We start from the raw sequence: 14,629 nt of genomic DNA, 5'->3' as shown, positions 1-14,629 counted from the left end.
CACCCACCCGCACCCGGGCACCGAGTCCGCCACCAAGAACCTCCTCGTCGGCACGCCGGTCGCGATGATGGACCGGCTTCGCGACGTGATCCGCCAGGCCATGGGCAAGAACCCCTGACCACGCCGCGATGATGGGGCTCGGGGGCCGGCGCCGGGCCGGTCCGCCTCGGGTGACGCGAGGAAGGGCCGAGGAGTCATCACTTTGCCGAAGGGTAGATCTCCGGCCATGCGTCTGGCCGTACTCGACATCGGCTCCAACACAGCTCACCTCTGTATCGCCGACCTCGATCCGGGATGTCCGCCGCAACATGTTTCCACGCTGAAGCGTCAAGTACTCGTGACGGAGGACACCGATCGGCGGGGGGTCATCGGGCGGTCGGCGATCGACCGGCTGACCGGCTCCGTCGGTGCGGCTGCCGCCGCGGCCGCGCTTCACCGGGCCCATGAGTTCGTCCCGTTCGTCACCGCGGCCGTGCGGGATGCCGCCAACCGGGATCTCATTCTTGCGGAGATACGGTCGGTCACCGGTGTGCGCGTGGGGTTCATGGACGCCGTGCAGGAGGCGCGGCTCACCTTCCTGGCCGTACGGCGGTGGTACGGCTGGTCCGCCGGGCCCATTCTGCTGGCCGACATCGGTGGCGGATCCATGGAGATCGCCTACGGGACCTGCGAGGATCCCTGCGTGGCACTGTCCCTGCCTCTCGGAGCCGGACGGCTGACCCGCCACTGCCTGCCGGACCCGGACCACGTCAAGAAGAAACATTTCCAGCGCCTGCGCGAACACGTCGAGTCGGTGCTGGCCGAGGCTGTCGCCGAGGTCTCCGCCCGCTACCGCGCCCGCCCGGGCACCGCGGTGGCCACGTCCAGGACCTTCTACCAACTCGCCCGGCTCTGCGGCGCGCCGAAGGCCAAGAGCGGACCGTATACCGCGCGTACGCTGCGCCGGGACGACCTTCGCGCAGCCATCGCACTCCTGGCCGGCAAGACACCCGCGCAACGTGCCCGGCTTCCCGGAGTATCGGCTCCCCGCGCCAGGCAGATCCTGGCCGGCGCGATCGTCGCCGACGCCACAATGGCCGCCCTGGGCCTGGCATGCCTACGGATCTGCCCCTGGGCATTGCGCGAGGGCGTCCTCCTGGACAGGCTGCGCTCCCGCGAGGACGTCATCTATTCGCCTACAGGGTGAAGGCCTCCGACACGTGAGCGCGGCAACGTACGCCGGTTGCCGCGACGAACACGCCCCGGTGAATTCGTTCGCGCTGCTGTGCATGGACAGCGACGATGCTTACTCCTGATCGCTTCAGGGGCGGGCGAGGCAGCCTTTGCGTATCAGTGAACAGGCATGTGATGTGGGCCTAAATGTGCGCACAAGTCATGAAGAGCGGGTGCCTGAGACGCTGGAGGTGTCGCGAGTAGGCGCGGGCAGGTCCGGCATGGCCGAAATAGCCGCCAGAGCGATCTCGGTACTGGTGTGCAGGCGCAAGTGTTCCCCGACCTTGGTGATCTCGATGAGACGGGCAGGCGAGCCGCGGAGTGCGGTCAGGTGGACGGCGCCGCCGTGCTGCTGAGCGAAGGTGAAGGAGTCCAGCAACACGCGCAGGCCGCTGCTGTCCACGAAGGTCACCTCGGTCATGTCGAAGACGAGGTGGTCGGCGGGCGTCTGACGGACTTCAGAGATGAAGTCCTGCAATTGAGGCGTGGTGGCCAGGTCGATCTCTCCTGCCAGCATGATCACGGTCACGCCGACGTGGTGCTGGTAGTGCATGCGTAGCGAGGGCATGGAACCTTCTCCGCGAGGAATACGGACGCTGGCATTCGCCGACAGGCCAAGCCAGAATAGCCCGGTAGCCGGTGACCATCTGACCGAATTGCCGTAGAGGGTGATTTGAGTCTTCAGGTGACCGGGCCGAATTCAGCCCGTGCTCACCTGCGAGGTCCCGGCGCCGCCGACCGGTCTGCCCGGGACAGGAGATGCATGTGCGCTACTCCGGAGGGGTCGGTATGGGCTGGACGACGGCGTACAGGTTGGAGGCCATTGCGCGGCCGGTCTTGTATGACCGGTCGTGCCCCTGCTCGTAGCACCGGAGCCGCGAGAACCTTGTGCCGGTCGGCGGCGAAGCTCAACTCGTTCGGGACACCACCACCTGGGCTGTGGCGGCGGCATCGAGCGGGACGGTCCCCGGCGAGGCTTCAAGCAAGCCGAAGAGGGCATCGGTGATCGGCCCCCGGCTCGAGGCGGCCGGTCCTGGCCTCCCGTTTGTCATGGCCGGGCAGGGTAGCCGGCAGGGCATGACTGTTACGAGATTTCAGGATCTGCCGCTTGCCGACCGGGACCGCGCATGGGACGGCGACGCCGCCGACAAGCGGGTACGCGACTGGGCCGACGCCGAGGACGAGCCGGACGCCGCCTACCGTGACGCTCACATCTGGTACGACGGCGACAAGCCCGACAACTTCACCAGTTACAAGCTGCTGATCGCCGACGTCATCGACAACAGGCTCAAGGCCGTGCCACGGGCCATCATGGCCGCCGGCGCCATCATGCAGGGCGCTCGTGGCGGCATCGACATCCCGACGGACGAGGTCGACAGGGTCAAGGCCCACCTCGCCCGCTACTACAAGAAGATGGGCGACAGCCCGCCGTGGGACCGCTGACTGCTGAGTCCGTGTTAAGGGCAGCCGCGAAGATGGCGAGCCTCGACGTCGGCTCCCTTCCCATCTGCGGTGCCGACAATCGGCTCAAGGGCATGCTCACCGACCGCGACATCGTGGTGAAGGTGCTGGCCAAGGGCAAGGATCCGGCAACCTGCCTGGCAGGCGATCTGGCCCAGGGCGAAGCGGTCACCATCGGCGCCGACGACGACGCCCGCGAGATCCTGCAGACCATGGCGCAGCACAAGGTACGCCGACTGCCCGTCATCGACGGTCACGCCCTCGTCGGCATCGTCGCGCTCGCCGAAGTGACCAAGGCGCTGCCCGACACCACCGTCGGAGACCTCATCGACACCCTGACCTCGGACTGATCCGACTCGTGACGCGAGGTGGGCGTTGTCGTACGCAAGGGGCGCTCGAAGATGAGCAAGGCAGAGTTGGAGAAGGCCCTCGCCTAGCCGACCTCCTGCGTTCAAGCACGGTCAGTCAGCGCTCTCCCATGCGGCAGGCCGCTTTCCGGGCCGCCGGCGCCGGACGCCGGGAGCCGCACGGTGGGCCTTTCAACAGCCGCCCGGATCTGGGCGCGGGCCGCACCGGTCGGGGTAGGTGTGCCCGATGCCCACTTCTTCCCCCGACGACGCGGCCCGCTGGCCGATCAGCCGTGATCCGTCAGGGCTGCTGGAGCTGGCGTACCGGCACGCGCCGAGCCGGGCCGGCGCCGGAGCAGCAGGATGACCTGGTGCTGGCGGTCAACGATGCGGTGACCAACGTTGGCCGCCAAGGACCCCGATGGATTCTGGCAGTCCGGCATGGCCAGGTGGACGACCTCGTCTGCCGGGCACTCAACGGCAGCCTGCTCACTGACGCCGACCGTACCGTGCCATCCTCGCCGACGGCCACGACGTCTCCGCCCTCGAGCCCTCCCCCTGACAGGGAGCACCACGGCCGCATCCTCATGCATGATCGCCTTCAGCAGGTGGGCCACTCGGGAGTGCGGTGCGACGCCGGCCGCTACGATCAGACCATGACCGAAGCGTGATACCGGAAAGAGGATTCGCCATAGGATCTTCAGGCAAAGACGTTCGCCTGCCCCTTTGAGAGCTGGGAGGCCGGCGGAGAAGGCGAAGACAACCGTGACCGCATCCGACGATCATCCCGCCACCTGGACCTTCCTCACCCACCATGCCCGCGTGCTGGTGGAGATCGCCCGCGACCCCGACATACGGCTGCGCGACATCGCCGCCAGCATCGGCATCACCGAACGTGCCGTGCAGACCATCGTCGCCGACCTGCACCAAGCCGGCTATCTGACCCGCGAACGGATCGGCCGGCGCAACCGCTACAAGCTCGATCTCGACCAGCACTTCCGCTACCCCACGGAGGCCGGACTGCCCATCCGCCTGCTGATCGCCATCTTCTCCGACCACGACCTGCAACGCCCGGCCGACTCCTGATCCGACGGTCGCAGGTCCTCCCGTTCCGCCGCATCCGTAGCGGCCGGTCTTGGTCGCGAGAAGTGACCGCACCTGGCGATGTGCTGGAGCCGGCGTCGCCTGGGTCTCCTGGTCTGAGGGCCGCTGTGTCGGTTACTGAGATCAGATGTTGAACATGGACAGGGGAGCCGTGCAGAGCGTCTGCTCAGCGCCGAACTCCTCGAACGTGCTGATGGGGCGGAAGCCGAGGCGGGCGGCGAGTTTCAGAGATCGCTTGTTCGCGGTCTGGGTCACGACCAAGACCGGCTGGTCGGGGAGTTCGTCAGCCGCAGCGCGCAACGCGGCCGTTGCGGCCTCGAATGCGAACCCCGCGCCCCATGCACTGCGCCGCAGTACATAGGACAGTTCCAGTTCCTCGCCATCCTCGGTGACATGACCGGGGCGATCGGTCGGCCGGCGGTCGAGCACCAAGGTTCCGATAAGTCGGTTCGTCGTGTTGTCCGCGATGACATAAGTGCCAGGTCTGGATGTCGCGTTGGCGGTTCCGACTGCATCGAAGTGCTGCTCGACGCCACTCCGAGGCCGGGGACCACCGAGATATTTCCGAACCTCGGGATCGGTCATGAGCTCGATGAATCCTTCACGGTCGGCATCGTGCGCTTTGCGAAGCAGGAGTCGTTCCGAAGGGACTTCCGTCGCAGAGAGCGTGCGCAATTGGCTCATGCGTCCATGATCATAGAACACGGGACCCTCGCCCGGGGCTGCCGCACTGGCCCGCGCCCGTGGCGTCGACGCGCATCTGGCCGGCCTCCAGGACGTTGCCACCGGTACGGAGCGCGGCACCAGCCGGCCGGACATGGAGCTCTCGACGATCCACCGGCGCGGCAGTGACGGCCAACCCACTTGCCTTACATGGCTGACGACCTTCAAGCGGCTGACCAGCTAGTTCGCTTGACATCAAGCGCGCTCGCCCTTGGCCAAGGGCGCCGCGGTTCCCCGGCCGGAGGAGCGCCGTCCTGCACGTCAACCCGTGATCAGGGCGAGGCGGTTGATCTCCTCGATGATGACGCCGGGTTCGGTGAGCGGAATGTAGTGGCCGGAGTGTTCAGCAATGACGTGGCGTCCGTTCACGGACTGCCTGGCGCGGTGGGCGTGGGAGGCGTTGGCCTGGGCGCGGAGCCGGGTGGGCATGCCGTCTCCGGCGCGGCCCCCGGAGATGACGGTGATGGGAATGTCGCCGAGGCTGGGCGGGGCGGTGCGCCAGATGACGAGGTCGTCGAGGAAGGTGCGGGCCTGGGCGGCGTGGGTGTGCACGACGCCGATGGTGAAGCCCTCGCGCTGCATATCGCGTCGGGAGGCGCGTCCGGCTATCCGCCTTTGCAGGGCAAGGTAAGGCTGCCTAAGTTGCAATCTCCGGGAATGCCCTTCTGCGGGCGGGCCAGCCTTTGGAAGGCCGCTGCGTGCGACTCCTTGCCGCACATGGCGCTCGTACCGTCGGAGCGGTCAGCCGAGGATGCCCCGGTCGTAGACGGTGGCGGCGCGGGTCCTTGGCGCCGAGCTGGGACCGCGATGGACCTCGAGCGGACTCTCACCGGAAGGACGTTGCCCCACTCTAGGATCGGTGCCACAGAACCGGGCAGCCCTGTACGTATCGACAGACAGAGGGGAGCGCTCCTCTCATGGGACTGGACATAAGGATCTTGGGCCCGTGGAAGGTCTCCGCGGACGGTACACCGCTCCGGCTGGCCGGCAGCCGGCGGATCAGCCTGTTGGTCCGGCTGGCGCTGAGTGCCGGCCGGCCAGTGGCCGCCGAGCAGCTGCTGACCGACGTTTGGGGCGACAACCTTGTGGCGAGCGCGGCCAAGCAGCTGCATATCGTGGTTTCGAAGCTCCGCGAGGCCCTCGCGGCGCACCTGGCCGGCGAGATCATCGTGACCGTGCCCGGTGGCTACCGCCTGGACCTGCCGGTTGAGCAGGTGGACGCGCACCGGTTCACCCGCCTGGTGCGCGACGCCCGTGCGGCACGAGCACGTGGTGAGACCGCCGCTGCGCATGCGCTGTTCCGCCAGTCCCTGGGTCTGTGGCGGGGCGAGGCCCTGGCCGGGATGCAGGGGGAGTGGGCGCGGATCGAGTCGGTGCGTCTGGCCGAGGAGCGGCTGTCCGCTTTCGAGGACGACACCGACCTGCGGCTGGCCTTGGGCGACCACCATGCCGTGGTTCCGGAGCTGGCCGGGCACGTCCAGGCACACCCGCTGCGAGAGCGCCCGCGCACGCAGCTGATGCTCGCGCTGTACCGGGCCTCGCGGCCGTCTGACGCTCTGGCGGTCTACCAGGACGCCCGCCGCGTCACGATCGAGGAGCTCGGCATCGAGCCAGGCGTCGCGCTACGGCGCCTGGCGCAGGCGGTGCTGGTCGGGGACCCGGTCCTCGACCTCTCCGCCCCGCCCCGGCGGACCGCGCCGGGCGTGGCTCCCGTGGTGTCCGAGTTGCCGGCCTCCGCCGGGGCCTTCACCGCACGCGACCTCAAGTTGGCCTGGCTCGGCAAGGTGCTCACCGAGACCACGCCGGGCGCGCCGACGATCGCGGCGATCGACGGGCCGGGCGGGATCGGCAAGTCGGCGCTGGCGGCGCACGCCGCCCACGCCGAGGCCGGCCGCTTCACCGACGGGGTCCTCTACGTCGACCTGCGCGGAGCGACCGCCGGGCTGAAGCCGCTGGAGCCGCTGGAAGCGCTGGGCCGGCTGCTGCGCTCGCTGGGGCTGGACGGCTCCGCCGTACCCACCGCGACGGGCGAGGCCGCGGCGCGCTACCGCTCGCTCACCGCCGCGCGCAGGCTGCTGATCCTCCTCGACAATGCCCTGAACGCCGGCCAGGTCCGCCCCCTCCTGCCCGCTGGGGCGGGATGCGTGGTGATCATCACTAGCCGGCAGGCGCTCAACTCGCTCGACGGCGTGCACCATCTGCACCTGGCCGAGCTCGACCCGGCCGACTCCACCACGCTGTTGGCCCGGATCGCCGGTCCTGCCCGGGTGCATGCCGAGCCGGAGGCCGCCGCGCGGATCGTCCGGATGTGCGGGGGCCTCCCGCTGGCCCTGCGGATCGCGGCGGCGCGTCTGGCCGCCCGCCCGGACTGGACGCTGTCCTACCTCGCCGACCGGCTCACCGACGCCACGCGCCGCCTGGACACGCTGGAATACGACGACCTGGCCGTGCGCGCCAGCATGGCCGTCAGCCTGCACCACCTGCGCGAGGAGCCGTCGGGCCAGGACGCGACCGAGATGTTCGACCTCCTCGGCCTCCTGGACACGCCCGAGCACACCCCGGCGGCGGCCGCCGCCCTGGCCGACCGGCCCGCGCACGCCGTGGAGGCGGCGCTCGACCATCTGCTCGAGGCGCGCCTGCTGGAGCCGGCCGGTCCTGGCCGCTACCGGATGCACGACCTGGTCCGGCTGTACGCACGAGAGCGGGCAACCCGGGAAATTCCGGCACCTGAGCGCCGCGCCGCCACCCACCGGGCGCTGCACCACTATCTGGCCACCGCCAGAACAGCCAGCCTTCTGCTCAACCCGACCTCGGTCAACGTGGCCAACCTCCAAGCCGACCAACCCGGCCTCCGCCTGAACACCCCTCAGGAGGCCATCACCTGGACCGAAACCGAGCGCGACAACCTCGTCGCCGCGGTCCGGCAGGCCGACGATCTCGGAACCGCCGCAGGCCTGGCCGCCTGTGTCAACGCGCCGTTCAGCCACCGAGGTTGGCTCGGCGATCTGATCGAGATCCAACGCCACGCGCTGGATATTGCCGCCCGTGCCGGCGACTGGGCGGGTCAGGCCAGCGGGCACAACTACCTGGGCTGCATCCACAAGAACCAGGGCCGCTTCGAGTCAGCGGTCGCTCACCTCGAACAGGCCGTCCTGTGCTGGGAACGGGCGGGGCTGCCCTCGCGGGCCGTCGGCCCGCTGCACAACCTCGGCACGACGTACGGCAAGCTGAGCCGCTTCGACGAAGCGCTGGCCACCCAGGACAAGGCGTTGGCAGCAGCCCGGGAGAGCGGCCTGCGCGATTACGAGGCGGTCATGCTCAACGGCCGGGCCGCGATATCGATCAAGATGGGTCGCCTGGACGACGCGATCGACGCCGGCCGCAAGAGCCTGGAGATCTGGTCGGACTTCGACAGTCCCCACAGCGAGGGCGCGACGTGCGACACACTGGCGGAGGCCTACCGGCGCGCGGGCCGGCACGCCGAAGCCGAGCCCCTCTACCGGAGGGCCGTCGAACTCCAGCGCGCAGCAGGCCACCGCGCGGTGGAAGCCACCTCCCTGTGGGGACTCGGCGACACCCTGAACGACCTGGGCAGGCACGCCGAAGCCCGCGAGTGCTGGCACCGGTCGGCGCGGACGCTGCGCGACGTCCACCTCCTCACCGAGGAGGAACTGGACCAGATCCTGGCCCAGGACGTCCCCCTGCCCCCAGAGCCGATCAAGCACTTCTGAGAACATACCGGCGGTATACCGCCCCTTCGTACACTTCTTTACCTGATGGCACTGGAAATCGGGTTCCTTGGGCCCTGGGAGATCAAGGCGGACGGGCAACCGGTACGGCTGGCAGGCCGCCGCCGCGTCGCCCTTCTGACGCGCCTGGCGCTGGACGCCGGCCGCACCGTCACCGCACGTCAGCTCGTCGCCGACGTCTGGGGGCAGACCTCGACGGCCACGGCGGGCAAGCAGCTCCACATCGTGGTGTCGAAGTTGCGTGACGTGCTCACCCCCGAGATCATCGCGACCGTGCCCGGCGGCTACCTGCTGGACGTGCCCCGCGATCACGTCGACGCGCACAACTTCGCGCTGCTGGCCAGCCAGGCGCGGATGGCGCGCGAGCGGCGCGAGCCGGGCACGGCGGACGGGCTGTACCGGCGGGCGCTGGCCCTGTGGCGGGGGCGCGCTCTGGCTGAGCTGGCCGACTCATGGGCGCAGATCGAGTCCAGACGCCTGGAGGAGGAGCGCCTGGCCGTCCTCGAGGACCACATCGACCTGCGGCTGGCCGCGGGGGACCACCACGCGGTGGTGACCGACCTCGCCCCGCACGTCCAGGCCCACCCCCTGCGGGAGGGCCCGCGCGCCCAGCTGATGCTGGCGCTCTACCGGGCGGAGCGGCAGTCCGAAGCGCTCGCGGTCTACCAGGAGGGCCGCACCGTCCTGGTGGAGGAGCTCGGCATCGAGCCGGGCGCGCGGCTGCGCCGGCTGCAGCAGGCCATTCTCACCAGGGACCCGGCGCTCGAGCTCTCCACTCCGGTGCAGTCCAGCACGATCGTGCCCGCTGAGCTGCCCGTCGATACCCGGTCGTTCACCGCCCGGCATGAAGAGGTGGGCTGGCTGCGGGAGGCGGTGGCGGACGCGGGTGTGGCCGTGGTCGAGGGGCCCGGCGGCGTGGGCAAGTCGGCGCTCGCCGTCCACGTGGCGCACGCGATGGCCGGACGGTTCCGCGACGGCGTCGTCTACGTCAACCTGAACGGTTCGACTCCGGGACTGCAGCCGCTGCCGGTGCTCGATGCCCTGGGCCACCTGCTACGTTCGCTGGGGCTGGACGGCTCCGCCGTACCGGGCGATCTCGAAGGGGCGATCGCCCGCTACCGGTCGCTCACCGCGGCGAGTGAGCTGCTCGTCATCCTCGACAACGCGCTCGACGCCGACCAGGTGCGGCCGCTCATTCCGGCGGGCGCGGGCTGCCGGGCCGTCGTCACCAGCCGCAATGCCCTGACCGCGCTCGACAACGCCCGCCACCTGCATCTGGCCGGGCTCGGCGACAGCGATGCCGTCACGCTGCTCGCCAGGATCGCGGGTCCAGACCGCGTCCAGCGCGAGCCGGAGGCCGCCGCGAAGATCGCCGAGCTGTGCAGCGGCTTCCCCCTGGCCATCCGGATCGCCGGCGCCCGCCTCGCGGCGCGGCCCGACTGGCGGCTGGCCGACCTCGCCGACCGCCTCGCCGACGCGGCCCGGCGCCTGGACACCCTGCAGTACGCCGACCTGGCCGTACGCACCAGCATCGCGGTCAGCCACCGGCACCTGCGCGAGGAGCCCAGCGGCCACGACGCCGCGCAGGTCCTCCCGCTCCTCGGCCTGCTTGACACGCCGGCCCACACCCCGGCCGCGACGGCCGCTCTGGCCGACTGGTCCGAGGCGCGGGCGGAGGCGGCTCTCGAACGGCTCCGCGGCGCCCGGCTCCTGGAGGCCGCGGGGCCCGGCCGGTACCGGTTCCACGACCTCATCCGCCTGTACGCCAGGGAGCAGGCCGCCCACGAGTTGCCCGCGGAGGAGCGTGCGGCCGCGGTCCGCCGTGGGCTCCACCATTATCTGGCCACGGTCAACACCGCCACCCGGCTCGTGCACGTCCAGCCCCCGGAGCCCGCGTACGAGGCTGAGCAGCCTGGTCTCGCGCTCGCCAGCGCGCGGGAGGCCAGCGAATGGACCGAAGCCGAGCGTGACAACCTCCTGGCCGTGGCCCGCCAGGCGGCCGAGTCCGCCGATCCGCACACCGCCATCGGACTGGCGATCGGGCTGCACTGGCCGTTCAACTACCGCGGCTGGGTCACGCACCTGGCCGACGTCCACCGGACCGCGGCCGAGGTGGCCGCGCGGTGCGGAGACTGGGCCGGCCAGGGGCAGGAGGAGAGCTACCTGGGCTGGGTCTACCGCGACCAGGGACGCTACGAGCAGGCGATCGACCGCCTGGAACGGGCCATTGTGTGCTGGGAGAAGGCCGCCCTGCCGCACCGGAGGATGGGGTCCTTCAACAACCTCGGCATCATCTACACCATGCTCGGGCAGCTCGATCTCGCCGTCGCCAACCTGACACGGGCCTGGGACATCGCCGAGCAGATCGACGACAACTACGCGCGGGGCGCCATTCTCAACAACCGCGTGCATGTGCTGTATCGGCAGGGCCGGCTGGAGGAGGCCATAGCGCAGGCGAAGGTGGCCGTCGTGGAGTGGAGCGGCACTCTGTACGGGGAAGGGTCGGCCCGCGCGACCCTGGCACGCGCCTACGTCCATGCCGGACGTCTCGCCGAGGCGGCCGACGTCTACCAGGTGGCGCTGGCGCTCCTGCGCGAGGCCGGATACCGCATCGGCTACGCCGTGACCGCCTGGTGGTCCGGCCAGACCCTGCACGCTCTGGGACGGCACGTCGAGGCTCGGCAGGACTGGCGTAACTGCTTCGAGACCCTCCTGGAGACACGCCTCCTGACCCACGCGGAGGTGAACCGACTGCTGGAGCAGCCCGTTCCGGATATGCCGGGGCCGATCAGGAACATGCTGTAGGCCGGCTACCGCAGAGATCACAGCCGGCATCCTGGTGATCCACGGACGCGGCCGGCCTCCGGCGGCAGCACGCGCGCGCCCGCCACCGCGGAGCCGTCCCTCACCGCGTCCCTCCAAACGGCGTCACCGGTTCAAGAGGTGGCGACGATTGCGTAGCTCGAAGTCACCTGTCAGAGTGGTGATGTGAAGCATGTGTTTCTGTGCGGCAACCCGGCGCTCGACCTCGCCTGCACGCTCCGCGCGCGCCGTACGGAGCGCTTCGAGACGCTCGACACCGCGGACCGGCTCGAGGCCTGGTACTTGGAGTCCGGCCTTGTCGACGCCGTCTCCTCCTGTGGGGAGGCGGATCTGGCCCAGGCGGTGGCGGTGCGGGAGGCCATCTACGCGCTGGTCGCCGCCCGGCTCGCCGGTGACGGATACGACGGTGAGGCGCTCGCCCTGGTGAACGAGACCGCGCGCGAGCCCGCGGCGGCCCCCCAGCTCACGGCCGCCGGGCGGTGGGTCGAGGCGACCCCGGCGCAGGTGCTGTCCACCGTGGCCCGGCATGCCATCGAACTGCTCAGCGGGCCCGAGGTGCCGCTGATGAAGGAATGCGCCAACCCCGAGTGCACCAAGATCTTCATTGATCGATCGCGGGGCGGGCGCCGGGAGTGGTGCGGCATGGAGTCGTGCGGCAACAAGATCAAGGCGGCTGCTTATCGGGCCCGCAAGAAGGAGGCCCAGGCGGCCGGCGCGCGCTGATCCCGGCGGCCGAGCCGGAGCGCGAGCAGGTCCCCACCGCCCCCGCACCCTGGTCGCCGTCGTCGCAGCGGCCACCCAGCGGCGGGATCGTGATCCCGGCCAGTGCTTGGCGTGTCCCTTCCGGGTCGACGGCCGTAGGAGGTCTTGGCGCAGAAGGCAGGTTCTGAGATCCATGGAGAATTTCGATGCAAGAGTTTCGATGCCCATTCCGTGGATCCATGTGGCGCTGAATTCCAGCGATCAGAGGTTCGTCTCGACATCAATCATCTTGGTGAAGACGGTTTATTCCAGCAGGTCATACAACGGTAATGGGCGTAGCGGGCACCGAGGTCACGGCCGGCAGTTCCGCGACCGATCCGGCCATGAGCCAAGCCGGGGTCACATGACTCGGCGTCCACCGACAAGCTCGACCGAGCGACGTCGACAGAGGTGCTGGTACGCGGCTTGACCTGGGCGGATGTCGATCGACACGGCAAACATCATGCTGGGCGCATGTGCGTGTGCAGCTTTGTTGCAGCTTTCGGCTTCACCATTGACACCTTTTGATACTCGCCTCTATGGTCCGAGTGAATGGTAAGCGCTTTCCACCAGTGTCAGCAGAGAAGAGCTTTTCGGCGTACGGCTCTCGACGTCCCCACCTTTGCCGTGGCCGCAGTACGCCACACCACTTCGCCGTTTCCGCGCCGCTCGCGCGGATTCGTGTGCCTCTAGCCGCTCCAAGAGAGGTCCAATTTGGACAGACCCAACTTTCGCGCGCCCGCCTACCCCGCGCTGACGTGATCCCGTGACACACCCGATGCTCCGGGCGCCCTGCAGCAGGCCCGCAGCATCGAGCGCACAGACAAGAACGCACCTGGCATTCGACGACGAAGGTGAGACGAGGATGAGACGAGCAGTCGCGTTGCGACTCCAGGCGGCGCTGGCCACGGCGGCCGTTGCGGCCGCGATCGGTGTGGTTTTGCCGGTGATCCAGGCGTCGGCGGCGTCCGCCGGCGCCACCGGCTACGCGACCGGCAACGGTGGGACCACCGGCGGTGCGGGCGGTCAGACGGTGAGGGCCACCACGGGGACCGCGATCCATGCGGCCCTGTGCAGTCGGGCCAGCAGCAGCACCCCGATCACCATTCAGGTTGAGGGGACCGTCAATCACGGCAACACCAGCAAGGTGTCGGGCGGAAGCTGCAATACCGCCGACGGCGTGATCGAACTCAAGCAGATCAGCAACGTCACGATCATCGGGGTCGGCAATGGGGCCGTCTTCGACCAGCTGGGCATCCACATCCGCGAGGCCAGGAACATCATCATCCAGAACGTGACCGTCCGGAACGTCAAGAAGTCCGGCTCGCCCACGTCCAACGGTGGTGACGCCATCTCCATGGAGAGCAGCGTCCGCAACGTCTGGGTCGATCATGTCACGCTGGAGGCCTCGGGCGGGGAGTCGGAGGGGTTCGACGGCCTCTTCGACATGAAGGACAACACCCAGTACGTGACCCTGTCCTACAGCATTCTGCGCAACTCCGGCCGCGGCGGGCTCATCGGGTCCAGCGAGAGCGACCTCTCGAACGGCTTCATCACGTTCCACCACAACCTGTACCAGAACATCGACTCCCGCACGCCCCTGCTGCGTGGCGGCATAGCTCACATCTACAACAACTCCTACGCCAACCTCCACGAGTCCGGCATCAACTCCCGGGCCGGGGCTCGCGCCAAGGTGGAGAACAACTACTTCAAGGACTCCAAGGACGTCCTGGGCACCTTCTACACCAGCGAGGCCGGCTACTGGCAGGTCGGCGGCAACGTCTTCGACAACGTGACCTGGTCCAGCCCCGGCAGCGAGAACAACCCCGCCGGCCCCGACCCGCAGTCCAACACCACCGTCAGCATCCCGTACCCCTACAGCCTCGACGGGGCAAGCTGTGTGCCGAACATCGTCAGCCAGACGGCGGGCGCCAACAAGGGTATGCAGGTGTCGAACGGAAACTGCTCGCCACAGACACCGACGGCGACACCGACCAGCCCTACGCCGTCAACCAGCGCGACGCCGTCAACCAGCCCCACACCCAGCGGGACCAACCTCAGTATCGGGGCCGGCTCCGACGGCTCCAGCAAGGCCGACGGGACGAGCTACGGCAACGTGCGGGACGGCAACATGAGCACCTACTGGTCGCCGGCCGGCTCGACCGGGGACATCTCGATCAAGTGGGGTTCCGCGCAGACGGTGTCCAGGATCGTCATCCGTGAGGCGTCCGGCTCCGCAGGTGCCATCGGGTCCTGGCAGGTCATCAACGCAGGCACTGGCGCCGTCCTGAAGTCCGGCAGCGGGGCGGGCGCCATCACCTTCGCCTCGACCTCGCTGAGCAAGATCACCTTCAGGATCGCCGGCTCGACCGGCACGCCGCAGGTCGCCGAGTTCGAAACCTACGCCGGGTAGCAGGCCGGTCCCGCCGCCCGCTGCTGATCGCCCGGAACGGGGGCGGGGGCCGTCAG

General features: G+C 69.3%; 11 protein-coding genes. 8 read left to right on the top strand and 3 right to left on the bottom strand.

Annotated elements, in window-relative coordinates:
• Nucleotides 1–226 precede the first annotated feature (226 nt).
• Nucleotides 227–1,186 (top strand): Ppx/GppA family phosphatase, encoded by a 960-nt coding sequence (locus ETD86_RS24835; RefSeq protein WP_138668564.1) that lies wholly within the window; start codon nucleotides 227–229, stop codon nucleotides 1,184–1,186.
• Nucleotides 1,187–1,372: 186 nt separating this feature from the next.
• On the opposite strand, the gene ETD86_RS24830 is transcribed toward ETD86_RS24835, so the two are convergent.
• Nucleotides 1,373–1,780: an STAS domain-containing protein gene (locus ETD86_RS24830; protein WP_138668563.1), complete on the bottom strand. Its 408-nt coding sequence runs from the start codon at nucleotides 1,778–1,780 to the stop codon at nucleotides 1,373–1,375.
• A 509-nt stretch (nucleotides 1,781–2,289) separates the two neighbouring features.
• Here ETD86_RS24830 and ETD86_RS24825 point away from each other — a divergent pair.
• The 3 genes from ETD86_RS24825 to ETD86_RS24815 all read left to right on the top strand — a co-directional run bounded on the left by ETD86_RS24825 (nucleotide 2,290) and on the right by ETD86_RS24815 (nucleotide 4,106).
• The gene (locus ETD86_RS24825) at nucleotides 2,290–2,655 is read left to right on the top strand and encodes a hypothetical protein (protein WP_138668562.1); all 366 of its coding nucleotides are present in this window, start codon (nucleotides 2,290–2,292) and stop codon (nucleotides 2,653–2,655) included.
• A complete protein-coding gene (locus ETD86_RS24820; RefSeq protein ID WP_281286955.1) occupies nucleotides 2,643–3,023 on the top strand; it encodes a CBS domain-containing protein in 381 nt (126 codons plus the stop codon). The genes ETD86_RS24825 and ETD86_RS24820 overlap by 13 nt, the downstream gene beginning before the upstream one ends.
• A 762-nt stretch (nucleotides 3,024–3,785) precedes the next feature.
• Nucleotides 3,786–4,106, top strand: a complete 321-nt coding sequence (locus ETD86_RS24815; RefSeq protein WP_138668560.1) for a helix-turn-helix transcriptional regulator — start codon at nucleotides 3,786–3,788, stop codon at nucleotides 4,104–4,106.
• A gap of 141 nt (nucleotides 4,107–4,247) precedes the next feature.
• Here the strand turns inward: ETD86_RS24815 and ETD86_RS24810 are convergent, their stop codons facing one another.
• Nucleotides 4,248–4,808 carry a GNAT family N-acetyltransferase gene (locus ETD86_RS24810; RefSeq protein WP_138668559.1) on the bottom strand — a complete coding sequence of 187 codons (561 nt, stop codon included), beginning with the start codon at nucleotides 4,806–4,808 and terminating at the stop codon, nucleotides 4,248–4,250.
• A gap of 300 nt (nucleotides 4,809–5,108) precedes the next feature.
• The gene (locus ETD86_RS24805) at nucleotides 5,109–5,429 is read right to left on the bottom strand and encodes a hypothetical protein (RefSeq protein ID WP_138668558.1); all 321 of its coding nucleotides are present in this window, start codon (nucleotides 5,427–5,429) and stop codon (nucleotides 5,109–5,111) included.
• A 335-nt stretch (nucleotides 5,430–5,764) separates the two neighbouring features.
• Here ETD86_RS24805 and ETD86_RS24800 point away from each other — a divergent pair, with 335 nt between their 5' ends.
• From ETD86_RS24800 to ETD86_RS24785, 4 genes are all read left to right on the top strand, one after another.
• Complete coding sequence (locus tag ETD86_RS24800) at nucleotides 5,765–8,578, top strand: AfsR/SARP family transcriptional regulator (protein WP_138668557.1); 2,814 nt, start codon at nucleotides 5,765–5,767, stop codon at nucleotides 8,576–8,578.
• 45 nt (nucleotides 8,579–8,623) lie between these two features.
• Nucleotides 8,624–11,401, top strand: a complete 2,778-nt coding sequence (locus tag ETD86_RS24795) for an AfsR/SARP family transcriptional regulator (protein WP_138668556.1) — start codon at nucleotides 8,624–8,626, stop codon at nucleotides 11,399–11,401.
• Nucleotides 11,402–11,584: 183 nt separating this feature from the next.
• The gene (locus ETD86_RS24790; RefSeq protein ID WP_138668555.1) at nucleotides 11,585–12,142 is read left to right on the top strand and encodes a CGNR zinc finger domain-containing protein; all 558 of its coding nucleotides are present in this window, start codon (nucleotides 11,585–11,587) and stop codon (nucleotides 12,140–12,142) included.
• An 883-nt stretch (nucleotides 12,143–13,025) separates the two neighbouring features.
• Complete coding sequence (locus ETD86_RS24785) at nucleotides 13,026–14,573, top strand: pectate lyase family protein (RefSeq protein WP_138668554.1); 1,548 nt, start codon at nucleotides 13,026–13,028, stop codon at nucleotides 14,571–14,573.
• The last annotated feature ends 56 nt before the right edge of the window (nucleotides 14,574–14,629 follow it).

This window comes from Nonomuraea turkmeniaca (genome assembly GCF_005889735.1).
In the GTDB taxonomy this organism is placed as follows: Bacteria; Actinomycetota; Actinomycetes; order Streptosporangiales; family Streptosporangiaceae; genus Nonomuraea; species Nonomuraea turkmeniaca.
This window is presented reverse-complemented; position numbering and strand designations above follow the sequence as displayed.